General features: G+C 60.1%; 21 protein-coding genes. 6 read left to right on the forward strand and 15 right to left on the reverse strand.

Annotation, left to right across the window (positions count from 1 at the left end; translation table 11 throughout):
• The 4 genes from Q0O99_RS05485 to queA form a co-directional block, all read left to right on the forward strand.
• Positions 1 to 609: chromosomal replication initiator protein DnaA (locus Q0O99_RS05485; protein ID WP_293749380.1), on the forward strand; the 609-nt coding region annotated here is incomplete at its 5' end.
• A 152-nt stretch (positions 610 to 761) separates the two neighbouring features.
• A complete protein-coding gene (gene dnaN / locus Q0O99_RS05490) occupies positions 762 to 1,871 on the forward strand; it encodes a DNA polymerase III subunit beta (RefSeq protein WP_293749382.1) in 1,110 nt (369 codons plus the stop codon).
• 85 nt (positions 1,872 to 1,956) lie between these two features.
• A complete protein-coding gene (gene gyrB, locus Q0O99_RS05495) occupies positions 1,957 to 4,560 on the forward strand; it encodes a DNA topoisomerase (ATP-hydrolyzing) subunit B (RefSeq protein ID WP_293749384.1) in 2,604 nt (867 codons plus the stop codon).
• A gap of 149 nt (positions 4,561 to 4,709) precedes the next feature.
• Entirely contained in the window at positions 4,710 to 5,813 is a 1,104-nt protein-coding gene (gene queA, locus Q0O99_RS05500; protein WP_293749385.1) for a tRNA preQ1(34) S-adenosylmethionine ribosyltransferase-isomerase QueA, read from the forward strand.
• Here queA and Q0O99_RS05505 read toward each other — a convergent pair.
• From Q0O99_RS05505 to Q0O99_RS05525, 5 genes are all read right to left on the reverse strand, one after another.
• Positions 5,791 to 6,519 (reverse strand): alpha/beta hydrolase, encoded by a 729-nt coding sequence (locus tag Q0O99_RS05505; protein WP_293749387.1) that lies wholly within the window; start codon positions 6,517 to 6,519, stop codon positions 5,791 to 5,793. The genes queA and Q0O99_RS05505 overlap by 23 nt on opposite strands.
• A gap of 82 nt (positions 6,520 to 6,601) precedes the next feature.
• Positions 6,602 to 6,916: a non-heme iron oxygenase ferredoxin subunit gene (locus Q0O99_RS05510; RefSeq protein ID WP_293749389.1), complete on the reverse strand. Its 315-nt coding sequence runs from the start codon at positions 6,914 to 6,916 to the stop codon at positions 6,602 to 6,604.
• A gap of 2 nt (positions 6,917 to 6,918) precedes the next feature.
• A complete protein-coding gene (locus tag Q0O99_RS05515; RefSeq protein ID WP_293749391.1) occupies positions 6,919 to 7,392 on the reverse strand; it encodes a nuclear transport factor 2 family protein in 474 nt (157 codons plus the stop codon).
• A gap of 2 nt (positions 7,393 to 7,394) precedes the next feature.
• Positions 7,395 to 8,660, reverse strand: a complete 1,266-nt coding sequence (locus tag Q0O99_RS05520) for an aromatic ring-hydroxylating dioxygenase subunit alpha (protein ID WP_293749393.1) — start codon at positions 8,658 to 8,660, stop codon at positions 7,395 to 7,397.
• A gap of 10 nt (positions 8,661 to 8,670) precedes the next feature.
• Entirely contained in the window at positions 8,671 to 9,900 is a 1,230-nt protein-coding gene (locus Q0O99_RS05525) for an ATP-binding protein (protein WP_293749395.1), read from the reverse strand.
• A 146-nt stretch (positions 9,901 to 10,046) separates the two neighbouring features.
• On the opposite strand from Q0O99_RS05525, the gene tgt reads away from it, so the two are divergent.
• Positions 10,047 to 11,243 (forward strand): tRNA guanosine(34) transglycosylase Tgt, encoded by a 1,197-nt coding sequence (tgt, locus tag Q0O99_RS05530; protein WP_293749396.1) that lies wholly within the window; start codon positions 10,047 to 10,049, stop codon positions 11,241 to 11,243.
• 68 nt (positions 11,244 to 11,311) lie between these two features.
• Here tgt and Q0O99_RS05535 read toward each other — a convergent pair whose 3' ends face one another.
• From Q0O99_RS05535 to Q0O99_RS05550, 4 genes are all read right to left on the reverse strand, one after another.
• The gene (locus Q0O99_RS05535) at positions 11,312 to 12,559 is read right to left on the reverse strand and encodes an FIST N-terminal domain-containing protein (protein ID WP_293749398.1); all 1,248 of its coding nucleotides are present in this window, start codon (positions 12,557 to 12,559) and stop codon (positions 11,312 to 11,314) included.
• Entirely contained in the window at positions 12,556 to 13,248 is a 693-nt protein-coding gene (locus tag Q0O99_RS05540; RefSeq protein WP_293749400.1) for a PhaM family polyhydroxyalkanoate granule multifunctional regulatory protein, read from the reverse strand. Before Q0O99_RS05540 ends, Q0O99_RS05535 begins: the two co-directional genes overlap by 4 nt.
• 153 nt (positions 13,249 to 13,401) lie before the next feature.
• The gene (locus Q0O99_RS05545; RefSeq protein ID WP_293749402.1) at positions 13,402 to 14,667 is read right to left on the reverse strand and encodes a Zn-dependent hydrolase; all 1,266 of its coding nucleotides are present in this window, start codon (positions 14,665 to 14,667) and stop codon (positions 13,402 to 13,404) included.
• 20 nt (positions 14,668 to 14,687) lie between these two features.
• Entirely contained in the window at positions 14,688 to 15,497 is an 810-nt protein-coding gene (locus tag Q0O99_RS05550) for a GntR family transcriptional regulator (RefSeq protein ID WP_293749404.1), read from the reverse strand.
• Positions 15,498 to 15,525: 28 nt separating this feature from the next.
• Here Q0O99_RS05550 and Q0O99_RS05555 point away from each other — a divergent pair, with 28 nt between their 5' ends.
• Complete coding sequence (locus Q0O99_RS05555; RefSeq protein ID WP_293749406.1) at positions 15,526 to 16,035, forward strand: ureidoglycolate lyase; 510 nt, start codon at positions 15,526 to 15,528, stop codon at positions 16,033 to 16,035.
• A gap of 30 nt (positions 16,036 to 16,065) precedes the next feature.
• Here Q0O99_RS05555 and Q0O99_RS05560 read toward each other — a convergent pair whose 3' ends face one another.
• From Q0O99_RS05560 to Q0O99_RS05585, 6 genes are all read right to left on the reverse strand, one after another.
• Positions 16,066 to 17,268 carry an amidase gene (locus Q0O99_RS05560; protein ID WP_293749408.1) on the reverse strand — a complete coding sequence of 401 codons (1,203 nt, stop codon included), beginning with the start codon at positions 17,266 to 17,268 and terminating at the stop codon, positions 16,066 to 16,068.
• A gap of 23 nt (positions 17,269 to 17,291) precedes the next feature.
• Positions 17,292 to 18,308, reverse strand: a complete 1,017-nt coding sequence (locus Q0O99_RS05565; protein WP_293749410.1) for an ABC transporter ATP-binding protein — start codon at positions 18,306 to 18,308, stop codon at positions 17,292 to 17,294.
• Positions 18,305 to 19,366, reverse strand: coding sequence for an ABC transporter ATP-binding protein (locus Q0O99_RS05570; RefSeq protein ID WP_293749411.1), 1,062 nt, complete (start codon positions 19,364 to 19,366; stop codon positions 18,305 to 18,307). Before Q0O99_RS05570 ends, Q0O99_RS05565 begins: the two co-directional genes overlap by 4 nt.
• A 7-nt stretch (positions 19,367 to 19,373) precedes the next feature.
• Positions 19,374 to 20,267, reverse strand: coding sequence for an ABC transporter permease (locus tag Q0O99_RS05575; protein WP_293749413.1), 894 nt, complete (start codon positions 20,265 to 20,267; stop codon positions 19,374 to 19,376).
• 21 nt (positions 20,268 to 20,288) lie between these two features.
• Positions 20,289 to 21,242: an ABC transporter permease gene (locus Q0O99_RS05580; RefSeq protein WP_293749414.1), complete on the reverse strand. Its 954-nt coding sequence runs from the start codon at positions 21,240 to 21,242 to the stop codon at positions 20,289 to 20,291.
• A 102-nt stretch (positions 21,243 to 21,344) separates the two neighbouring features.
• Positions 21,345 to 22,961, reverse strand: coding sequence for an ABC transporter substrate-binding protein (locus tag Q0O99_RS05585; RefSeq protein ID WP_293749415.1), 1,617 nt, complete (start codon positions 22,959 to 22,961; stop codon positions 21,345 to 21,347).
• Positions 22,962 to 23,212: the final 251 nt, after the last annotated feature.

Consider the following 23,212-nt stretch of genomic DNA (forward strand, 5'->3'; position numbering starts at 1 on the left):
ATGACCAGCGACACCTACCCCAAGGGCCTGGCCGACATCCACGAGCGCCTGGTCTCGCGCTTTGACTCGGGCCTGACGGTGGCCATGGAGCCGCCCGAACTCGAGATGCGGGTGGCCATTTTGATCAACAAGGCCATCAGCGAAGGCAGCGAAATGCCCGAAGACGTGGCGTTTTTTGTGGCCAAAAATGTGCGTTCCAACGTGCGCGAGCTTGAAGGCGCCTTGCGCAAAATTTTGGCCTACTCCCGTTTCAACCAAAAAGACATCTCCATCCAGCTGGCCCGCGATGCCCTGCGCGATTTGCTGTCCATCCAGAACCGCCAGATCAGTGTCGAGAACATCCAAAAAACCGTTGCCGATTACTACAAGATCAAAGTGGCGGACATGTACAGCAAAAAGCGCCCGGCCAGCATTGCCCGTCCGCGCCAGATTGCCATGTACCTGGCCAAGGAAATGACCCAAAAAAGCCTGCCCGAGATCGGCGAGCTGTTTGGCGGTCGTGACCACACCACCGTGCTGCACGCCGTGCGCAAGATCAACGCCGAACGCCAGCAGCTGACAGAGCTGAACCAACAACTGCACGTGCTCGAACAGTCTCTCAAGGGCTGAGAACACTTGCACCCCGAACAGCTGCCTCCGCTTTTAGCTGATTTGAGCCCCATGCCGCCCGTTTTGAGTCCAAAAAACAGCGAAAATGCATGCTGTTATGAAAAATTCGCTTAGCTTTGAGCTGCGGCGACAAAACCACCAAAGGTAGACCCATGATCGTCCTGAAGGCCACCCAAGACAAATTGCTGTCGGTCCTGCAATCCGTGTCCGGGATTGTCGAACGCCGCCACACCCTGCCCGTGCTGGCCAACGTGTTGATCCGCAAAACCGGTCACGCCCTGCAACTGACCACCAGCGATCTGGAGATCCAGATTCGCACCACGGCCGAAATGGAAGGCGACCCGGGCGACTTCACGACCACGGTGGGCGCGCGCAAACTCATCGACATCTTGCGCACCATGCCCGCCGACCAAACGGTGAGCCTCGAGTCTTCGCAAGCCAAACTGATTTTAAAAGGCGGCAAGTCCAAGTTCACCTTGCAGACCTTGCCCGCAGAAGACTTTCCATTGGTGCAAGAAGCCGCCAGCTTCGGCCCCGTTTTCAGCGTGCCGCAAAAAACCCTCAAGCAACTGCTGGGGCAGGTCTCGTTTGCTATGGCCGTGCACGACATCCGCTACTACTTGAACGGCATCTTGTTTGTGGCCGAAGGCAACCGCCTGAGCTTGGTGGCCACCGATGGCCACCGCCTGGCTTTCACTGCCGCCACGCTCGACGTAGAAGTGCCCACCAAACAAGAAGTTATTTTGCCGCGCAAGACCGTGCTCGAGTTGCAGCGTTTGCTGTCGGACGCCGAAGGCGCGATCGAGATGCAGTTCGCCAACAACCAGGCCAAGTTCAGTTTTGACGGCATGGAATTCGTGACCAAGCTGGTCGAGGGCAAGTTCCCCGACTACAACCGCGTCATTCCTAAAGGCCACCGCAACAACCTGACCTTGGGCCGCCAGGCGCTGCTGTCATGCTTGCAACGCACCGCCATCTTGACCAGCGACAAGTTCAAAGGCGTGCGCCTGAACCTCGACCCCGGCAGCCTGCGCGTGGCCTCTACCAACGCCGAACAAGAAGAAGCCGTCGACGAACTCGACATCGATTACGGCGGCGACGCCATCGAAATCGGTTTCAACGTGACGTACATCATCGACGTCTTGTCCAACATGGGCCAGGACATGGTCCGCATCGATTTGGCCGATGGCAACAGCTCGGCACTGATCACGATCCCCGACAACAACAACTTCAAATATGTGGTGATGCCCATGCGCATTTGAGGCCCGTGCCATGCGGCAATAGACCTTATCGAAACCCGCGACCCCTCGCGGGTTTCGGCCATTCAAGCGACAAAGAAAAACTCACATGACCGACGACATCACCCCCAGCGAAGACGCGTTCACCACCGCGCAACCCAAGATCGACGCGCACCAAGCGGGCGCATCCGAAGGTTACGGCGAAGGCTCCATCCAGATCCTGGAAGGCTTGGAGGCGGTGCGCAAACGCCCCGGCATGTACATCGGCGACACCTCGGACGGCACCGGCTTGCACCACTTGGTGTTCGAGGTGGTCGACAACTCGATCGACGAAGCGCTGGCCGGCCACTGCGACGACATCGTGGTCACCATCCACTCGGACAATTCGATTTCCGTGACCGACAACGGCCGCGGCATCCCCACCGGCGTCAAGATGGACGACAAGCACGAGCCCAAGCGCAGTGCCTCCGAAATCGCGCTGACCGAATTGCACGCGGGCGGCAAGTTCAACCAGAACAGCTACAAGGTCTCGGGTGGTTTGCACGGCGTGGGCGTGTCGTGCGTGAACGCGCTGAGCAAATGGCTGCGCCTGACGGTGCGCCGCGAAGGCAAAGTGCACCAGATCGACTTTGCCAAAGGCTTTGTGCAAAACCGTTTGCTCGAAACTGTGGATGGCATCGAAATTTCGCCCATGCGCGTCACGGGTGCCACCGACAAGCGCGGCACCGAAGTGCACTTTTTGCCCGACGTGGAAATCTTCACGCAAAACACCGATTTCCATTACGAAATTTTGGCCAAGCGCCTACGCGAACTCTCGTTCCTGAACAACGGCGTGCGCATTCGCCTGAAGGACGAGCGCACAGGCAAGGAAGACGACTTCTCGGGCGCCGGTGGCGTCAAGGGCTTTGTCGACTTCATCAACGCCAATAAAAAAGTATTGCACCCCAACGCCTTTCACGCCAACGGCGAGCGCCCAGCCGACAGCTACGGCGGCATCCCCGGCACCAGCATCGGTGTGGAAGTGGCCATGCAATGGAACGACGGCTACAACGAGTCCGTGCTGTGCTTCACCAACAACATTCCCCAACGTGACGGCGGCACCCACCTCACGGGCTTGCGTGCGGCCATGACCCGCGTGATTGGCAAGTACATTGAGAAAAACGAGATCGCCAAAAAACAAAAAGTTGAAGTCAGCGGCGACGACATGCGCGAAGGCCTGTGCTGCGTGCTGAGCGTTAAAGTGCCCGAGCCCAAGTTCAGCAGCCAGACCAAAGACAAACTGGTCTCGAGCGAAGTGCGCGCCCCGGTGGAAGACATCGTGGCCAAAGCGCTGACCGACTTTTTGGAAGAGCGCCCGAACGACGCCAAGATCATCTGCGGCAAGATCGTGGAAGCCGCCCGCGCCCGCGAAGCCGCCCGCAAAGCCCGCGAAATGACGCGCCGCAAAGGCGTGCTCGACGGCATGGGCCTGCCCGGCAAACTGGCTGACTGCCAAGAAAAAGACCCGGCCCTGTGCGAAATCTACATCGTCGAGGGCGACTCCGCTGGTGGCTCGGCCAAACAAGGCCGCGACCGTAAATTCCAGGCCATCTTGCCTCTGCGCGGCAAGATCCTGAACGTGGAAAAAGCACGCTACGAAAAACTGCTGACCAGCAACGAAATCGTCACGCTGATCACTGCGCTTGGCACCGGCATTGGCAAAGCCAGCGCCGAGTCTGGCAAGAGTGGCACCGACGACTTCAACGTCGACAAACTGCGCTACCACCGCATCATCATCATGACCGACGCCGACGTGGACGGCGCGCACATCCGCACTCTGCTGCTCACCTTCTTCTACCGCCAGATGCCCGATCTGGTCGAGCGTGGCCACATTTACATTGCCCAGCCACCGCTCTACAAAGTCAAAGCCGGCAAAGAAGAGCTGTACCTCAAAGACGGTCCGGCGCTCGACGGTTTTTTGCTGCGCATCGCGCTCAAAGACGCCAGCATCAGCACCGGCGGCGCTGCGCCCCAAGTGCTCACGGGTGAAACACTCGAAGCCTTGGCGCGCAAGCACCAAGTGGCCGAAAACGTCATTGCCCGCTTGTCCAACTTCATGGACGCTGAGGCATTGCGCGCCATGGCCGACGGTGTGTCGCTGAACCTGGACAACATGGAGCTGGCCGCCGCCTGCGCCCCCGCGCTGCAAGCCAAGCTGCGCGAACTCAACACCACCGGCATCCCCGCTGAAGTGAGCGCCGAGTTTGACGTTCGCACCGACAAACCGATTCTGCGAATCAGCCGCCGACACCACGGCAACATCAAGAGCAGCATCATCACGCAAGACTTTGTGCACGGTGCCGACTACGGCGCCCTGGCCGAAGCAGCCGAAACTTTCCGAGGCCTCCTCTCCGAAGGCGCCAAAGCCCTGCGCGGTGAAGGTGAGCGCCAGAAAGAAGAAAAAGTAGGTGACTTCCGCCAGGCCATGCATTGGCTCATCAGCGAGGCCGAACGCACCACCAGCCGCCAGCGTTACAAGGGTCTGGGCGAGATGAACCCCGCCCAACTGTGGGAAACCACCATGGACCCCACCGTGCGCCGCCTGCTGCGCGTGCAGATCGACGACGCCATCGAAGCCGACCGCGTGTTCACCATGCTCATGGGCGACGAGGTGGAGCCACGCCGCCACTTCATTGAGAGCAACGCTCTGCGGGCGGGGAACATCGATATTTGAACCCGGGGCCCTGACCGGGGCTTGGCTCTTGCCTTTGCGCTGCCCCGGCAGCCCACTTGTGGGCACCTGATTGGATAGGGCGTTTGAGCGCCCACCAATCAGGGTGACGTATTTTTTCAACTTTGTACGGGCCTGTCCGGCCCTGAAGCATGTCCACTTCTTCATCACACACACACACACTCGGCTGCGCCTTCACCCTCAGCGATTTCGACTTTGAGCTGCCCCCCGAACTGATCGCCCAACACCCTGCAGCCCAACGCAGTGGCTCGCGTCTGTTGGACGGCTCAGCCCCCCAAGGGGTGGACCGCATCTTTCACGAACTGCCCAGCCTGCTCAACGCAGGCGATCTGCTGGTGTTCAACGACACCAAGGTGGTCAAGGCCCGCATCTTTGGCGAGAAGGCCTCGGGTGGCAAGCTCGAATTGCTGATCGAGCGCGTGCTGCCTGGCCACCAGGTGGTGGCGCACATGAAGGTGAGCAAAAAGCCGCTGCTGGGGGGCACGATGTACCTCGCTGGAGGCGCCCGCCAAGGTGGGTTTGATGCGGTGCTGCTCGGGCGCTGGCCCGATGAAAACGGCCAGTTGTTTCACCTGCAACTGAGCGACGAGCCGCATGCACTGATGGAAAAGCACGGCGTGATGCCACTCCCCCCCTATATTGAACGCCCTGCGGGCACAGCCGATCACGCAGACACCGCAGAAGACGCCAAACGCTACCAAACCGTGTTTGCGCGCGCCCCCGGTGCGGTGGCGGCACCCACGGCGGCGCTGCATTTTGACGAAGGGGTGTTGGCGGCCTTGGCGGCGCGGGGGGTGCACACCGCCAGTGTGACGCTGCATGTCGGTGCGGGCACTTTCCAGCCGGTCAAAACCGAAAACATCGCAGACCACACCATGCACAGCGAATGGTACGAAGTGCCCGAAGCCACCCAGCAAGCGATTGCTGAGTGCAAAGCACGTGGCGGCAAAGTGGTGGCGGTGGGCACGACCACCGTGCGCACACTGGAGTCGTGGGCCAAGTTCAATCAGGCCAGCGGTGACACGCAGATTTTCATCACGCCGGGGTTTGAGTTCAAAGTGGTGGACCGGCTGATCACCAACTTTCACCTGCCCAAAAGCACGCTGATGATGCTGGTCAGCGCTTTCGCAGGCTACGAACACATCATGGGCCTGTACCGCCACGCGATCGCGCAGCGGTACCGGTTTTTCAGCTACGGGGATTCGATGCTGCTCAGTCGCGTCCCGCCCGGATGACCGCATCGGCGATGGTGGCCGGGTCGGTGAACCAGATTTCGTGGCTGCCCTGACACTCGACCAGACGGAAGAGGCCCAGACGCTCTGACAGGCGTGGGTGCCAAGGCATGCTGTGTGGCATGGCCGCGTCCTGCTGGCAGTTCACATAGGACTTGCCGATTTCCAGTGCGGCCAAAGGCGCTTTGAGGGAAATCGGATCGGTGAAAGTCTTGTAAGGCTGCAGGTTGAGTTGATCAAACGCCGATTGAGCCAGCGCCAAATCGGCATCGTTGATGAAGGCTTCGCGCCAGATCGGGAAAGGCAACATCACCGCGTTGTTGCTGGCGGCGGCCACCGTGTCAAACAGCGCTTTGTAATGGGGCGGCACCATGTCGTTGAGACACTCGCCCGGGTTGGGCACAAAGGCGTTCACATAGACCAAGCGTGCAATCCGCTCAGGCATCACATCGGCCACGCGCGAGATGATCATGCCGCCATAGCTGTGGCCCACCAGCCGCACGTTTTTCAGATCATGTTTACGCAAATAATCGCACACCGATTGGGCTGCATCTTCCAGACCGATCTGGCTGCGGTCATCTCCAGGTCGATTGCCCTTCAAGGTGGGGCAATGAACGGTGTGGCCTAACTTGCGCATGTGTTCGGCCGTGGGCTCCAGCAGGGTGCCTGTGTGCCATGCGCCGTGAACCAAAACATAAATGTTGCTCATGCATATCTCCTGAATATTGTGGATTTTCTGGCGCCTCTTCCCCTCAAGGGCCCGGCGCCAGAACCATTACAACCAGCCAGCCTCAAACCGTCAATTGCAGGAAAACCCGCCCGCCCTCGACCTTGACGGGCCAGGTCTTGGCAGGCTCGGTCGCCGGGCCGCAGGCCACCGAGCCATCGCGCAGGCTGAACTGGGCCTGGTGGAAGGGGCACTCCACATGGTCGCCTTCGACAAAGCCATCGCACAGCTTGGCGTTGCCATGGGTACACAGGTTGTGGATGGCAAACACCTCACCGTCCACGCAGAACAGGGCAATGTCTTGCCCTTCGGGGGCCACAGCGATGCCTGCGCCTTCAAACAAATCGGCCTCGGCGGCCACGTCAGTCCAATTGCTCATATTCAAATCGGGTAAATGATGGCGTTGGGGATCATTTCGCTGTCGTACACGCACAGGCGCTCGGCGAACTTCGGGCCCTCGGGGGTGGGCACAATGGTGTCGATGTAGCGGCCCACATTGAACACCGTGCTGGCCTTGTCGAGTTTGGTGCGGAACACCGCATAGTTGGCTTCCGTTTGGATGCGTTCACCGTCGACGCGGCGCACCACTGGCGCGCCCACCACATGGCGCTGGTAATACGGGTCGTGGTAAAGCGTTTCCTGGATGCCATACACACGGTCTTTCAACATGCCTTTGCTGGTGAACGACAGGGTGCACAGCGGAAAGCCACGCTCATGGTTCTCTCGCGGGATGAGTTTGTAAACGCATTGCTCGGTGAAAAACTCGGGCCACAAATCCCAATGGCCGCTGTCCACGGCCAAGGCGTAATCGGCATACAGGCGGGTCAAGGCCATGTGGGTTTCAAAGTTCACCATCTTCAGGCCTCCATCACTTTGCGCCAGTATTCGTACATGCCCCGGATCAGGGTTTCGGTCACCATGTGGTCCGTCTCGCCCACATCGCGCCCGCCCAGCTCCACCAGCATGCGGTGTTCGGGCTTGGTCTCAAAGGCTTGCTGCGAGAACTCGATCACCTCGCCATCGTCCGCACTCACAAAACCGGCCGGGCCAAACAGATTGGACTGGCGCAGGCGGCGCTCGGTCATCTCGGGCGTGTCGTCTTCAAATCCAAAGTGCGTCCAGACAAAGTCAAATGCGCCATGCCCATCGGGCTGGATGTGGCGGGTGGACACGCTGTTGACCTGCTGCTGAAAAATCACGCTGGGGAACAGCGTCATCATCACGGCCGTGGGCATCTGGTCGTCCATCTGCCACCAGCCCTCGGGCACGATGTCCAGAAAACTCGGGTCGTTGAGCTGCATGCTGTCTTTGAAGCTGCTCACCTGCGTGACTTGCGAGGCCGCGCCCGTGGCCTGGCCCGCGCTGCCACGGGTCGAGATCATGGCGGCGTGGCGGTGGTGCGCGTCCATGCGCAGTTCGCTCTTGTTGTCGGCGCGCCAAAGGCCAAAGGTCACAAACCAGGTGTGCAGCAGGCCGGGGTGGTAGGGGTCCTTGATGTTCTCTTGCATCAGCTTCCAGTTGCCCGGAATGCGCTGGCGGTTGTAGCCCAGCACCGCCAGCTTGCGGCCGTTGAACAGGCGGTCAAAGTATTTCAGGATGGTCGGGCCCATGAAGTCTTCGAGCGACTCCACGTTGTGGTCAAACGTCGCAAACACCACCCCGCCACGTGTCGCCACCTTCAGGGGCGTGAGGCCGTGGTCTTTGGGGTCAAAGTCGGCCGGCATGCCGCCATTGACCTTGCCGTCTTGCCGCACGCCGCGCCGAAACGGCACACCCTGCAAATCGCCTTGGAGGGTGTAGCTCCACTGGTGATAAGGGCAGACAAACTCTTTCTTGTTGCCATGGCGCTCACGGCAAAACTGCATGCCTCGGTGGGCGCAAACGTTTTCCACCACATGGATCTGGCCGCCCTCGCTGCGCGTCATGATGACCGAGCGCTCGCCCACCACAGTGCGCTTGAAGTCGCCCACGTTGGGGATCTCGGCTTCGAGGCCCACATAGCTCCAGTGGCTTTTGTAAAAGAAGCGCTCCAGCTCCTTCTTGTGCCGGTCTTCGTCGGTATACACGGCAAACGGGACGCGGCTGGTGCCTTCCGTTTCCCAGTGGATGGGGTGTTCGGTCATGGGGTTGTCCTCAAGCGTGTGATGTGGGCGTGACCATCCTGTCGCGATGGATTTGCCAAATGGTTTCGGCAAGATTGTGCAGGCCAATCACCTGAACCCCGTCGCCCACGGGATACGCGTCTGTTCCGGGATACACCATCCAGCGCCTGGAAGGCTGCAGGTCTTCACACGCGCTGTAAAAACCCTTGCGAGGCTTGCTGGCAGCACCGCGTTTGACTTCAATGGCCCACACACCGTGCCCAGGCATGTCGAGCAGCAAATCAACCTCGGCACCATTGCTCGTGCGGTAAAAACCACTGCTGGTATTGAGCGGCGCGGCGTTGAGCAAGGTCTCCAGTGCAAACCCCTCCCAGCTGTTGCCTACCACCGGGTGAGACAACAGCGCTTCGTGGGTGCCTATACCCAGAAGAGCATGCACCAAACCACTGTCGCGCACATACAGCTTAGGCGATTTCACCAGGCGTTTGCCTGCGTTGCTGTACCAAGGTTGCACGCGGCGCACCAACATCAGATCAACCAACATGTCCAGGTAACGATGCACCGTCTTGGCGTCCAACATCAGGCTCTTGCCCAACTGCGACACATCCAGCAAACCGCCTTGTTGGTGCGCCAACATGACCCACAAGCGGCGCAAGGTTTCAGCTGGAATGCGTGCGCCAAAACTGGGAATATCACGCTCCAGATAGGTTTTGATCAAGTTCTGCCGCCACGCCATACTTTTCGGCAAACTTTTGGCTAAAAAACTATTGGGAAATCCACCGCGCAGCCATAAAGCGTCTTGCTGAACCAGCCCCCCCTCCAATAACTGCAAGGGAGGCAATTCCAAATAGGCCACCCGTCCGGCCAGACTTTCACTCGACTGCCTCAGCAGTTCACCCGTAGCCGAGCCCAGCAACAGAAATCGCGCTGCGCCCTGCCCCTGCCTTCGCCCCTGGTCAATCAACCCGCGCAGCACTTGGAAGAGCGCAGGCATTTGCTGCACTTCATCCAAAATCACCAATTTTTCGGCGTGATGTGACAAGTACGCCTCAGGGTCAGTCAACTTTTGCCTGTCACTGGGGCTTTCCAGATCCAAGTACAAGCTGCCTGACTGGCGACCACTCAGTCCTAATTTGGCAACATGCTCGGCCACGCGAAGCGCCAAAGTGGTTTTGCCTGCCTGACGCGGTCCAAGCATTACGACGGCTGGGGCATCGGCCAGCGTATCAAGAACAGAAGCGAACAAGTAGCGATCAATCATCCATGCATTATAGGTAGTTAAACACTTAAATTACATGGATAAAATATTTTCCAACTCATCTTTCTTGGCTTGCCGGGCGGGCGAAAGTGCGCTTAAGCCGTTACTTGGCATGCTCCTACAATCCAAGCCTCAGCTTTAGGCCTTACATGCTCCAATTCGATCTGCTCAAAACCGACCCTTCCAGCCACGCCCGCCGCGGCCAGCTCACCCTGAACCATGGTGTGGTGCAAACGCCCATTTTCATGCCCGTGGGAACTTACGGCACGGTCAAAGGCGTAATGCCACGCAGCCTGCACGAGATGGGCGCGCAGATCATTTTGGGCAACACTTTTCACCTTTGGATGCGCCCGGGGTTGGACGTGATGCAAAGCTTTGGCGGCCTGCACCAGTTCGAAAAGTGGGACAAACCGATCTTGACCGATTCGGGCGGTTTTCAGGTCTGGTCGCTGGGACAGATGCGCAAGATCACCGAAGAAGGCGTGACCTTTGCCAGCCCCGTGAACGGCGACAAGTTGTTCATGTCGCCCGAGGTCAGCATGCAAATCCAAACGATTTTGAACTCGGACATCGTGATGCAGCTTGACGAATGCACGCCTTACGAGACCAAGGGGCACTTGACCACCGAGCTTGAGGCGCGCCAGTCGATGGAGATGAGCCGCCGCTGGGCTGTTCGTTCAAAAGACGAATTTGCACGATTGGAAAACCCCAATGCGCTGTTTGGCATCGTGCAAGGCGGCATGTTTGAAAACCTGCGCCAGGAGTCACTGGATGCGCTGGTGGAGATGGACTTTCCGGGTTACGCCGTGGGCGGCGTGAGCGTGGGCGAGCCCAAAGACCTGATGCTGCAAATCATGGCGCACACGCCGCACCGCTTGCCGGCCCACAAGCCGCGCTACCTGATGGGCGTGGGCACGCCCGAAGACTTGGTGCAAGGCGTGGCCGATGGCGTGGACATGTTCGACTGCGTGATGCCCACCCGCAACGCCCGCAACGGCACGGTGTTCACCCGCTTTGGCGACCTGAAGCTGCGCAATGCGCGCCACAAAAACGACCCGCAGCCGCTGGACACGACCTGCACTTGCTATGCCTGTGCTGGAAATCCTGTGGGCGCAGGCCCGGGCGCAGGCGGTGTGTCTTGGGACCAAGGCGGTCGTGGCGGTTTCAGTCGCGCCTACTTGCACCACTTGGACCGCTGCGGCGAAATGCTCGGCCCGATGCTGACCACCATCCACAACCTGCACTACTACCTGAACCTGATGCGCGATGTGCGCGAATCGCTGGACGCAGGCCAGTTCAGCGCATTCCGGGCGCAGTTCAAGACGGATCGGGCGAGGGGCGTTTGAGGCATTTATCCTTGCGAATCACGGAATGAACCGCCAGATTTGCAAGGATGCTTCTAAGCTCTTGGGTCTCAACCGGTTGTGAACACCGTGAGCACCCCGGTGTAGCCATACAACTGGTTGTGGGCGATCTCGCCTGCCGCAAAGAAACCCACCAGCGGCACATCGCCCAAAGCGTGCCGGATGATTTGCAGCTCGGCGCTCGGCCCACCAAAGTGAGGACCTCCGCGTCCGGTGCAACTGACATACACCGCGCCCGCGATGCGCAGCCCAACTTGGGGCAGCGTAGGCACCGGATTGTCACTCAGGGCGTTGATCGCGTCGATGGACAGCATCTCAGGCTCCAGCGCTTCGCGGATTTCGGCGCACACCCGGACCAAATCGGCGCGGGCCGCTTGCACATCGCGGCGGCAAAACGTCATCATCATGCCGGGCTCCAGGTGCTCGGCAATGGCCACCCCCTGGCGCAACGGGTCCAGGCCAATGATGTGGCGCACCCGCACATCACTGCCCAAGTTGCCCGCTCGGCCCACGCCAGACTGACCGGGTGCACTCAAACCGACCAAGGTGGCGCGCACAACGGCAATGGCTTTTTGCGGTTCGCTCAGGCTGATGTCCAGATCGGCCAGCATCACTTCCAGTGCGGGCTCGTCCGCCAACTTCAGCACCACATGGCCTTCGGCCTCGGTGATCTCTCGCTCGGGCGCCACAGGCTGGCAGCCTTGCGTGACGCGTGACAACAAAGCCACGTCAGGCGAGAACGCCACACCGCTCAAGCCGCCTTCCAGTACGCCGCCATGCACCTCTGGCCCACCCGCGTCTTCGGCCCGCACGGCAAACTGCACGCTGCGTGTGCGGCTGGCACTCAGGCCCCCAAACAAATAGCCTTGTTGCGTGCGCTCAGCCACCTCACCAATCAACTCGGCCAAGTCGGGCGTTTGCGGGTCGGCATGCACCAAGGCGGCATCGGCCCAACCCGCAGGCAAGGGCGACACCCCAGAAAACACCCGGTACTGCGCGGGTGTCAGGTCGCACAGCATGAGCGCCATGGCGGGCTCGTCAAAATACTCGGCGTTGTTCACCGCCACGCCAATGCCCACCGTGCCAGCCCAGTCGGGCACTTCGGGCAAAGCCTGACGCAGGTGGTCAAGCAAGGCTTGCGCATCGGCCGCGTAATGGTCGGTGATGTAAAGCAAGCCCAGACGGGGTTGGCTCGCGTAATCGGGCAAGCCCATTTGGGCGCGCAACTGCGCCAGCACCAGGCCAGCGGCCATGCGCCACTGCGGGTGGGTGGCGTGACCGCAGGGAAAAAGCTTCATGGTGTTTTACGCCGAGAGACCGCCTTGCGGGCGGTGGATTTGGCGGCCGGTTTGGTTTTGACGCTGCTGGGTTTGGGGGTGGCGGGGGATTTTGGGCGGCCTGCTGCTGTGCGGGCACCCTTGGCCGTCATGCCCGCCTTCATGGCTTCGGCAGCCACATCTTTGACAGCGGCGGCGGCAATGTTTTGAAACTGTTGGGTCAATGCGCCCCACCACTGCATGGGGTCCACAGCGGGCTTGGCCGAAGATGCCTCAGAAGATGGGGGTTCTGACTGAACGGGTTCTGGCTGAGCAGGTTCTGGCACGGGTGCGGCTTTCGGCGCAAAGGGTGATGGCGCAGCTGCCTGCGGCTCGGCTGCGGGTGCTTTGGCGGTGAAGGCCTTGGCCAGATCGGCCATGTTCACGTTCATGCTTTGCAAGGTGGTCAAGGTCATTTTTTGCACCTCCATCGCCTGAATCGTGGCCTTGAGCGCTGTGGTGTTTTGCTCCAGCCAGAACAGCACCGACTTGAGCTCCTGGATGCGCTTGTCGATGTCTTCGATGCTGAGCTTGGGCGCCACCCAGCTGGCCATGCCCGGCATGCCTGCAGCAGCAGAGGGCTGGGCTTGCGCCGCGGTTTTGGACAGGTTTTGCAAGAAGTCAAAACCGGGTACGAATTGGCCGAAGCCGAAAGCCGATGTGTCGCTCATGGTGTCTCCTGAAGAAGGACGTGTTCAAGCTTACCTCATGCAACTTTCAGCGCCCATCGGGGCTCTCACCCGCGCCACCAGGCATCACTGGGCTTTGGCGGCCGCGGCTGTAGCGCAACCCTTTCTAAAGACCCGCTCGGCGACAGCGCCCTTTCAACGGGTCTGCGCCACTCTTGCTTTGCCGAGCATCGCGTGCAACAAAACATTGCACCCCGCAGCGATGTCGGCGGGCTGGGCATCTTCAATTTCGTTGTGGCTGATGCCGTCTTTGCAGGGGATGAAAATCATGCCGCTCGGGGCCAGACGGGCGGTGTAGATGGCATCGTGCCCGGCACCTGAGACCACCGGCATTTGGCTGTAGCCCAAGTGGGCAGCGGCGGCAGACACCGCCTCCACGCACTCCTGATGGAAGGGTTGCGCCGGGAAACTCGACACCAGGGTCAGGTCGATGCGCAGGCCGGTGCTGCCCTGCAAACTTTGAGCCAATGCTTTGATCTCATCGGCCATGGCCTCCACGCTGGCGTCGGTGTTGTTGCGCAGGTCGATGCTGAACTTGACCCGACCCGGAATCACATTGCGGCTGTTGGGGTGCACATGCACCATGCCCACCGTGCCCCTGGCGTGCGGAGCATGTGCGAGGGCCGTCTTCACGACGGCCTGCATCAAGTGCGTGGCCACCTGCATGGCATCTCGGCGCAAGGGCATGGGCGTGGGGCCGGCATGGGCTTCCATGCCCGTGACGATGCAGTCAAACCAACGGATGCCCAAGGAACCGCTGACCACGCCAATGGTCACGCCTGCATCTTCCAGCACCGGGCCTTGCTCGATATGGGCTTCAAAATACGCTCCGATGGGGTGCTGTCCCGGTACTTCAGCGCCGACATAGCCGATTTTTTGCAGTTCTTCCAGCACGGTTTTGCCCTCTTGGTCTTGGGCTTTGTAGGCGTGCTCCAGCGAGAACGCGCCGGCAAAAACGCCCGAACCCATCATCACCGGTACAAAGCGAGAGCCTTCTTCATTGGTCCAAAAGGCCACCTCAATCGGGGCCTCGGTTTCGATGCCGTGGTCGTTCAGGCAGCGCACCACCTCCAGCCCGGCCAACACGCCGTAGTTGCCGTCGAACTTGCCACCGGTGGGCTGGGTGTCGATGTGGCTGCCGGTCATGATGGGCGGCAAATCGGGCTGCCGCCCGGCTCTGCGCATGAAGACGTTGCCGATTTGATCGACCGTGACGGTCATGCCCGCTTCGCGGGCCCAAGACGTGACCAGGTCCCGGCCTTGGCGGTCCAGATCGGTCAAGGCCAAGCGGCACACGCCCCCTTTGTCGGTGCCCCCGATTTGGGCCAAGGTCATCAGCGATTGCCACAAACGATTGGCGTCAATGCGCAAAGAGGACAAATTGTCGGGACTCACATTCATGCTTCGATCTCCACAGGTGTTCATTCGGGGCTGTCCCGATAAGCTTGAAAGACATCACGCAATTGCCTGCGAGGTGTTGCAGGCGCCGTCAAGGACTGCTCCAGTTCGTTGAGGTGTTTGCGCATTTCTGCGCCTGCCGCTGCAGGACTTTTTTGCAAGGCGCTGATCAAATCGACATGCCGGTGCGCCACGCACACTTGCCCCCCTTGGCGTTTGAAACGCGACATGAGCAAGGACGTGGTGGGCAGCAAGCCATTGAGCCAGCGGGCCATGACCGGGTTGCCATGCATGTCGGCCATGGCTTGGTGAAATTCACCCGAAAGGCGAATCGCCAGGGCATGCTCGCCCATGCGATCGGCCTCGGTTTCACCGTCAGCCAAATGTTGCAAGGTCTGCAATTGCTCGGCAGACAATCGGCCCGCCAGTTGTCTGGCCACTTCGCACTCGACCACCCTGCGGGCATCAAAAACACTGCCGGCGTCTTCCAGGCTGGGAATGGGCACACGAGCCCCTCGGTTGTGCAGCAATTCGATCACCTGCTCTTGCGCCAGACGCTGCAAGGCTTGGCGCACCAAGGTGCGCGAGACATTGAACTGCTCGGCCAACTCTTGTTCGCGCAGGCGCTCACCTGGGGACAGTCGTCGCTCCAGAACTGCCTGGTAAATCGCCTCGTACACCCGATCGGCGCCTGTGACGTGCACCACTGCACCCGCCTCCTGCGGCCAGTTTGAAGCGTCAGCCACAGCCTGCGCCGAAACGGGTGTTTGAACGGGCAGGTCGAGGCCGACTTTGGGCGACTGGGACACCCCCCGTCGGCGTTCATCTGTCATGATGGACCCCATTCACCCGAGTCATTCCATGAGCACTGAACACCCATTGGGCACCCTGGCTTGTCAGCCCCTCACGGCACAAGCTTTTTCGCCTTATGGCGAGGTGTTGAATTTGTTTGCACCCGCCCACCAAACCATCAACCAAGGCACCAGCGGACGGCTGGATTTGCCAGCGGGCCTGGACTTGGCGGACGACCAAGGCCAGGCGGTGTTGGCCGTGTTCCATGCGCTGGCACAGAACCCCGAGGGTCCTTGCCACATGCTGGAGCGGCACCAACACGGCAGTCAGACCTTTGTGCCCTTGACCGGGGCGCGCTGTCGCTTGCTGGTGGCCTTGGGCCAAGACCCACCCGACCTGCGCACGCTGGTGTGCTTTGAAGTCACGGGCCAGCAAGGCTTCACGCTGCACAAAGGCACCTGGCACCACCCCTTGATGGCCTTGGACGACGGTGCTTTTTTGGTGATCGAGCGCCGGGGCTTGAGCGTAGATTGCGAGATTCATTCACTGCCTTTGAGTGTGCGCCTGAGTCCCCTTTAACGCCGCGCACATGGGGTGTCCCTGCGGCGTTCAGGACCACGCGCGGTGGATGTGTTCTGCCAGTTTGACCAGACTGCGGTCTGAGCCTTCTGGCCCCACCAAAGAAATACCCAAGGGTGCGCCCTGGTGACTGGCCAGTGGCAAGCTCACCTGCGGCAAGCCCGCCATGCCCGCCACACACAGCAAACTTGTGGCCCGGTTGCGGTAGGTTTCCAACTCGGCATCGGTCTGACGGATCAAAGGGGCCACATCGGGCATGGTGGGCATCAAGAGCACGCCGTCGTTGCCCAAGATGTGCTGCATGTGCTGGCGCCACACTTCGCGGAAAGCCCGCGCCTTGGCCACTTGCTCATCGGTGACTTTGGAAGACCAGTCAAAGCGCTGGGCTACCGCAGCGCCCAGCACAGGACGAAAGCGCTGAAGAAAACCCCCATGCACATCCCAGGCCTCGCGGCCCTGAATGGCGCGGAAATGCCAATACATGGTGTCCATGTCACCCTGCATGACGCGTACCGACTTGGCTTTGCCCAAGCATTGCTCTATTTGTTGACGTACAGGCTTGAGGGCTTTGAGGGCGCCCGGCGTGGCCAGCGCCCACATGTCGGTCGGGGCCAGCAAGCGGATGTGATCGGGCAAAGCCTGCGCGTCCTTGCCCAACAAGACCTCGGCCACACGGGCAAAGGTGGGCACATCACGGGCAAACCAGCCGCAAGTGTCCAAGCTGGGCGACAAGGCCATGGTGTCTTGCAAACTGATGCGCCCCTGGCTGGGCCGCATGCCGACCAAACCGCAATGGTTGGCGGGGGCCCGCACCGAGCCGCCCGTGTCTGAACCCAAAGCAAAATCGCACAGGCGGTTCGACACGGCAGAAGCCGAACCCGAGGAAGACCCGCCACTGATGCGTTCGGCCACCGCGCCATTGATGGGCGCGCCGTAATGGGCGTTTTGACCATTCATGGAAAACGCCAATTCGTCGGTGACGGTTTTGCCGACAAAACGCGCACCGGCGTCCAGCAAGCTTTGCACCACTGGGGCCGTGCGGTCCTGAACACCCCACAGGGCCATCAGCATGGGTTGACCGCCACTGGTGGGGTAGCCCTTGACGTGGTAAATGTCTTTGGCCGCGAAGCTCAGGCCCGACAAAGGGCCCGTGGCCACGTGGGCCACCGGGCTCGATGGGTAAGGCATGAAGGCGTGGGCGTTGTCCCACAGGGCATCGGTGTGTCGACTCATGTTCACCTCACGTTAAAAAATGATCAGGCCACTTGCTGAAAATTGGACTGGGAATGGGGCTGGGCCAGCAGGCAGCGAACACTGTGGCCTTCGGCCAGCCAAGTGACTTCCGGGCGTGTGGCACTGCATTCAGGCACCGCCAACTTGCAACGGCTGGCAAAGGCGCAGCCCTGTGGCAAATTCGTCAAGTCAGGCGGTGCGCCGGCAATGGTTTCCAGGCGCTGGCCTTTGGCCAAAGCCCCGTCGGCGCGGCTTTGCAGCAAAGCACGGGTGTAGGGGTGACGGGGTTCACGAATCAGGGTTCGGGCGGGCCCCTCCTCCACAATCCGGCCGGCATACATCACGGCAATGCGGTCCGCCACCTCCACGGCGGCACCGATGTCGTGCGTGACAAAAATCACCGACAAGCCCATCTCTTTTTGCAACTCGCGAAGCAGCAGCAGGATCTGGATTTGCACCGTGGCATCCAGCGCGGTGGTGGGCTCGTCGGCCAGCAGCAACTGGGGCCGACAGGCCAGGGCCAGGGCGATCATGGCGCGCTGGCGCATGCCGCCCGACATTTCATGCGGATAGGCTTGCAAACGGCGCTCTGGGCTGGGAATGCGCACCCGCTCAAACAAGGCCAAGGCCCGCTGCTTGGCCTCGTCTTCGCTCACCTTTTCGTGACGGCTAATGGTTTCGATGATTTGCTGGCCCAAACTGTAAACCGGGTCGAGCGCCAGCAAAGGCTCTTGAAAAATCATGGACGCCACGCGCCCACGAAATCGGTTGAGTTGGTCCGACGACAGTTTCAGCACGTCGTGATCGCCCACCCTGATTTGCCCTGTGATTTGGGTTTTCTTTTCGGCATGCAAACGCAGCAAAGTGCGCAAGGTCACGCTCTTGCCAGAGCCCGACTCGCCAATCAGGGCGACCACTTCACCGCGTTGCACGCGCAAGTCCACGCCCGAGACCGCCTGCACGGGTTTTTTGCCACCGGTGAAGGTGACATGCAATTGGCGGATGTCCACAAATGCGGGGGTTGATGTCTCCGTTTTCATGCCGCGACCTCCAAGGGCTTGACCGCGCCCTGCCCTGAGGGTGCCCCGGTGTGCGCTGCGCCTGCCACATGCATCCAGCAGGCCACCTGTTGGCCGTGTTGGGCTGGGGCCAACACCGGCATTTTTTCGCTGCAAATGGCTTGGGCGTGCGCACAACGGGTGTGAAAACGGCAGCCGCTGGGCGGGTTGATCGGGTTGGGCGGGTCACCGGCCAAAGGCGGGGTTTCGGTGCGCCGATCCGGGTCCAATGTTGGGATGGACGAGAGCAAGGCTTGTGTGTAGGGGTGCGCCGCATGCTTGAACAGGATTTCACTGTCCCCCACTTCAACCACTTGGCCGAGGTACATCACCATCACCCTGTCGCTCATGTAGCGCACCACATTCAGGTCGTGGCTGATGAAAATATAGGTCAGGCCAAACGCCTCTTTCAAGTCGAGCAAGAGGTTCAGCACCTGCGCTTCCACCGACTTGTCCAGGGCAGAAACCGCCTCGTCCAGAATGATCAAACGCGACTGCAAGGCCAAGGCCCGTGCGATGTTGACGCGCTGCCTTTGCCCGCCTGACAACTCGTGCGGATAACGCTCGGCAAAGCGCTGTGGTGCCAGCCCCACCCGTTCGAGCAAGTCACGCGCACGCTCGATCGCCTCGCGCTCAGGCAGTCCGTGCACCATGGGGGCAAATGCGATCGAATCCTCCATGGTCAAGCGCGGATTCAAGGACGCGTAGCTGTCTTGAAACACCATTTGGGCCTGACGCCGGTAATCCTTCAAGGGCAGCGACTTGCTGCCCACCGTCTGCCCATCGAACACCAACTCGCCCTGGTCGTGGTTGATCAGTTGCATGAGCAAGCGGGCTGTGGTCGACTTGCCGCAACCGGACTCGCCCACCACCCCCAGGGTCTCGCCTTTGAACACGTCAAAGCTCACCCCGTCGACAGCGCGCACCACGCCCGCGCCGCGTCCCAACAAGTCTTTCTTGAGTGGAAAGTGCTTGACCAAACCGCGCACCGAGAGCATCGGCTGACTTGATCCGCCCACCTCATCATTGGCCATTGTCATGCGGACCTCACTGTTTGATTTCCATGGCCGAGCGCAAGCCGTCGGCCAGAAGGTTGAAAGCAATCGATGTCATGAAAATCATCGCCCCAGGCAAGGCTGCAATCCAGGGTTGCGTATAAATGGCGGTGCGCAAGGTGTTGAGCATCAGGCCCCATTCCGGCTCGGGGGGTTTGACCCCCAGCCCCAAAAAGCTCAGACCCGAGGCCAAGATCATGGACACCGCGATCAAACTCGTGGCGTACACAAAAATCGGCCCTAGCACATTGCCCAGCACATGCACCCGCACGATGGTGAAAGCGGATGCACCCGACGCCCTGGCCGCTTCGACAAAATCACGCTCCCGAATCTGCGTGGTCACGCTCTCGGCCACACGGGCCAGCGGCGGTATGAATACGATCGTCAAGGAGATGAGTGAATTGGTGATACCGGCCCCCAAAGCGCCCGACAGGGCAATGGCCAACAACACCGAAGGAAAGGCATAAAAAACGTCGATGGTGCGCATCATCACGCTGTTGACCCAGCCCCCGGTGTAACCGGCGGTGATGCCGATCAAGGAGCCGATGAAAAAGGCACATACCACCGGCGTGATGCCCATGAACAAGGACAACTTGGCCCCCACCATCAAGCGGGTGAGCATGTCGCGGCCCAACTCGTCGGTGCCCAAGGGGTGGCCTTCAAAGCCAATGGGCTTGAGGCGTTTGAGCATGGCGGACTGGTAAGGGTCCATGGGCGCGAGCCAGGGGCCGAACACAGCCAGCACCATCAACAACAGCACCACCAGGGCGGCACCCACAGCCACTTTGTCACGTAAAAACCGACGCCCTACGGTTTCCCAATAACCGGCAGAGCGCTCATACACCAGCGGGAGCACGGGGCTGGCAGCCGCATTCAATGAAGTCATGTCAATTCCTTGGGGTCGGGATCAAGCGCGTGCAATGCGAGGGTCCAGCAAGGTCTGGATCACATCCACGATGAGGTTGAGCACGACAAAAAACATCGCCAGCACCAGGATCGTGCCTTGCAGCAAAGGCAAGTCGCGCTGGAAGATGGCCGAATTGAGCAAGAAGCCCGTGCCAGGCCAGGAAAAAACCGTCTCGATCAGGATCGAGCCGCCGAGCAAGTAACCCAACTGCAAGCCCATCACCGCCAGCGCCGTGGGCGCTGCATTTTTGACCACATGCCAAAAAATACCAAAATTGGTCAAGCCCTTGGCGCGCAAACCCACGATGAACTCTTGCGCCAGAATGTCGGCCACCAAGGCCCGCACCGTCCGAGAAATGATGCCCATTGGGATCACGCTCATGGTGATGGCGGGCAAGAGCATGTGCTTGAAGTGCTCCCAATCCCAAATCCACTGGCTGGAGCCGCCCGGCCCAGCACCACCGGGTGGCAGCCACATCAGGATCGAAGAAAACACAATCACGAGGACCATGCCCAGCCAATAGTGCGGAACGCTGACCCCCAGTACAGACAGCAAAGAGGCAAATTTATCGAGCCAAGAGTTCTGGAAATACCCGGCCACAAAACCAAACAAACAGCCCAGCACAAACCCGATCAGGGTGGCCAGCAGGGCGAGGCGCAAAGTGTTGCCCACGGCGGTCATGACCTCCGAAGCCACCGGCCGGTTGCTGGCAATGGATGTACCCAGATCGCCCTGCAAAGCGCGCCAGACCCAGGTCACAAACTGTTCAGGGTAAGAGCGGTTGAATCCGTACAGCTCGATCAACTGCGCCTGCAAGTCGGCCGAGGCGTCTGGCGGCAATATCGACATCAGAGGATCACCGGGTGCGAGGTGCACCAAGCCAAAACAAACCAGCGCCACCCCCAGCATGATGGGCAGGGAATAAATCAGTCGCCGCAACAAAAAGCCGAGCATGCCAGCACTCCAAAACTGCAATTAAAAAAGTGTGCAGGCAGGCCGCTCACCACCTGACTGCACACCCAGCGGCGTGGGCCCGGTGGGCCCACGCCGTGACCATCAGTCCATCGACACTGGCGCCAGATCAACAAACCAACTGCGTGGCTGCACGAAACCCTTGACCTTGGTGCTCATGGCGCGAGGCCCCACGTCGTGGGCAATCCAGACAAAAGGCGCCTCTTCAACAATGCGGGCGTGCAACTTAGCCAGCGCCTCATCACGCCTCTTATCTTCGAACTGAGTACGGGCATCGGTGATCAATTTGTCAAATTCCGGATTGCCAAAGTAACCCCAGTTGTTGGACACCGGTGGGAAGGCGCCTGTGCTGGTGAAACGAACCATGGCAAAGAAGGGGTCCATCGCTGCATAGCTCACATTGATGGCATTGGCGCCGTTGGCCGATGGGTCCTTTGCACCCTTACGCCAGTTGGTGAACAAGGTGTTCCACTCGATCACGTCAAACTGGACGTCAAAGAAGCACTGCTTGAGCGACTGTTGCACAAACTCGTTCATGGGCAAGGGCTGCATCTGGCCCGAGCCTGACGCCGAAATCTGCACCTTGACTTTGAGGGGTTTAGCCGCGCTGTGACCCGCTTGTGTCATCAAGGTCTTGGCCGCGTTCACGTCGTACTTGATGTCAAATTTGGGGTTGCCCCACCAGGGGTGGCCCGGAGGCACGGTGCCTTTGGGGGCCGCCATCATCCCGCCCAAAAGGGTTTTCATGCCTTCACGGTCCACGCACAAGTTGGCCGCGTGACGCACCCGCTTGTCCAGCCAAGGGGAACCTTCGGCAAAAGACAACTGCCAAGGCCACACATGCGGCTGGGCATTGCTTTCAATCTTGAAGCCCCGCTGGCGAATTTGCGGCATGGCGTCGGGTGCTGGCGCTTCGATCCAGTCGACCTGACCCCCGAGCAAGGCTGCAGTGCGGGCGTTGGCCTCGGGCATGGGCACAAGCACCACGCGGTCGACCTTGGGCAGGCGCTTGGCGTCCCAATAGGTTTTGTTCGCCACCATTTCGAGGCGTTCACGTGGCACGAACCGGGCCATCTTGAAGGGGCCAGAACCAGAGGCATCTGCCGCAAATGCGGTCCAGGCTGCCTTGGATTTGTCTGCCGGTGTAGCACCTGCAGCGGCATCAAATTTCTTTTGCCAATGGGCCGGCGAGGCGATGAACAAATTGGTCAAGTTGATGGGCACAAACGCATCGGGCTCGCTGGTGGTCAGTTCCACCGTCAGGTCATCGATTTTTCGGGCACTGCGCAGGGTAGGCATGCGCGATGCCGTAACGCCCACCTGGCTGGCATCAAAATGAACCGCGTCTTTGTCCAACACCTTGCGCACGTTCCAGACGATCGCATCGGCATTCAAGGCCGAGCCATCGTGGAACTTCACGCCTGGACGCAGCTTGAAGGTCCATTTGGTTTTATCGGTGGCACCTACAGCCCAAGAAGTGGCCAAGCCAGGAATCAACACACTGGGGCCATCCGATTTGGACAAATCCCAATGGGTCAAGGCGTCGTACATCGGGATGCCGGTGAACCGGTTGCCCTCAAAGCCTTGGTCAGGCTGCCCCAAGGTGCGGGGAATGTCGGCCGCCGTCATGGCAATGCGCAAGACTTTTTCTTGCGCCTGAACCGCCATGGAGATGGCGCTGAGCCCCATCCCGACAGCCATGGTGAACGCCCAAGATGTGGGCAACAAACGAGGGGAAAGGATAGACCGCTTCATCAAAGCTCCAGTAAAAGTGGATTGAAAAATGAGCAACAGACCTTGAGTACTGACAGATCAGGTCAATAAATTAACATACCTTGCAAGCGTCTGGCAAGGTTTTTGTATGCAATCGCCGTGCCAGATGCGACACATCACTGCACCCACCCGGCCAAGCCCGTCAACTTTAAAATACCCACTTGTCACCCGCATTTAGG

The organism is Limnohabitans sp. Rim8 (assembly GCF_945901735.1).
In the GTDB taxonomy this organism is placed as follows: Bacteria; Pseudomonadota; Gammaproteobacteria; order Burkholderiales; family Burkholderiaceae_C; genus Limnohabitans_A.

What these genes read in the sequence shown, in the direction of transcription:
- Q0O99_RS05575 (WP_293749413.1), bottom strand. Translation starts at nt 20,267, where the DNA reads ATGACTTCATTGAATGCGGCTGCCAGCCCCGTGCTCCCGCTGGTGTAT.
- Q0O99_RS05570 (WP_293749411.1), bottom strand. Translation starts at nt 19,366, where the DNA reads ATGACAATGGCCAATGATGAGGTGGGCGGATCAAGTCAGCCGATGCTC.
- Q0O99_RS05565 (WP_293749410.1), bottom strand. Translation starts at nt 18,308, where the DNA reads ATGAAAACGGAGACATCAACCCCCGCATTTGTGGACATCCGCCAATTG.
- Q0O99_RS05505 (WP_293749387.1), bottom strand. Translation starts at nt 6,519, where the DNA reads ATGAGCAACATTTATGTTTTGGTTCACGGCGCATGGCACACAGGCACC.
- Q0O99_RS05550 (WP_293749404.1), bottom strand. Translation starts at nt 15,497, where the DNA reads ATGACAGATGAACGCCGACGGGGGGTGTCCCAGTCGCCCAAAGTCGGC.
- tgt (WP_293749396.1), top strand. Translation starts at nt 10,047, where the DNA reads ATGCTCCAATTCGATCTGCTCAAAACCGACCCTTCCAGCCACGCCCGC.
- Q0O99_RS05555 (WP_293749406.1), top strand. Translation starts at nt 15,526, where the DNA reads ATGAGCACTGAACACCCATTGGGCACCCTGGCTTGTCAGCCCCTCACG.
- Q0O99_RS05510 (WP_293749389.1), bottom strand. Translation starts at nt 6,916, where the DNA reads ATGAGCAATTGGACTGACGTGGCCGCCGAGGCCGATTTGTTTGAAGGC.
- Q0O99_RS05515 (WP_293749391.1), bottom strand. Translation starts at nt 7,392, where the DNA reads ATGGTGAACTTTGAAACCCACATGGCCTTGACCCGCCTGTATGCCGAT.
- Q0O99_RS05525 (WP_293749395.1), bottom strand. Translation starts at nt 9,900, where the DNA reads ATGATTGATCGCTACTTGTTCGCTTCTGTTCTTGATACGCTGGCCGAT.
- Q0O99_RS05560 (WP_293749408.1), bottom strand. Translation starts at nt 17,268, where the DNA reads ATGAGTCGACACACCGATGCCCTGTGGGACAACGCCCACGCCTTCATG.
- Q0O99_RS05580 (WP_293749414.1), bottom strand. Translation starts at nt 21,242, where the DNA reads ATGCTCGGCTTTTTGTTGCGGCGACTGATTTATTCCCTGCCCATCATG.
- gyrB (WP_293749384.1), top strand. Translation starts at nt 1,957, where the DNA reads ATGACCGACGACATCACCCCCAGCGAAGACGCGTTCACCACCGCGCAA.
- Q0O99_RS05540 (WP_293749400.1), bottom strand. Translation starts at nt 13,248, where the DNA reads ATGAGCGACACATCGGCTTTCGGCTTCGGCCAATTCGTACCCGGTTTT.
- Q0O99_RS05545 (WP_293749402.1), bottom strand. Translation starts at nt 14,667, where the DNA reads ATGAATGTGAGTCCCGACAATTTGTCCTCTTTGCGCATTGACGCCAAT.
- Q0O99_RS05520 (WP_293749393.1), bottom strand. Translation starts at nt 8,660, where the DNA reads ATGACCGAACACCCCATCCACTGGGAAACGGAAGGCACCAGCCGCGTC.
- dnaN (WP_293749382.1), top strand. Translation starts at nt 762, where the DNA reads ATGATCGTCCTGAAGGCCACCCAAGACAAATTGCTGTCGGTCCTGCAA.
- Q0O99_RS05585 (WP_293749415.1), bottom strand. Translation starts at nt 22,961, where the DNA reads ATGGCTGTCGGGATGGGGCTCAGCGCCATCTCCATGGCGGTTCAGGCG.
- Q0O99_RS05535 (WP_293749398.1), bottom strand. Translation starts at nt 12,559, where the DNA reads ATGAAGCTTTTTCCCTGCGGTCACGCCACCCACCCGCAGTGGCGCATG.
- queA (WP_293749385.1), top strand. Translation starts at nt 4,710, where the DNA reads ATGTCCACTTCTTCATCACACACACACACACTCGGCTGCGCCTTCACC.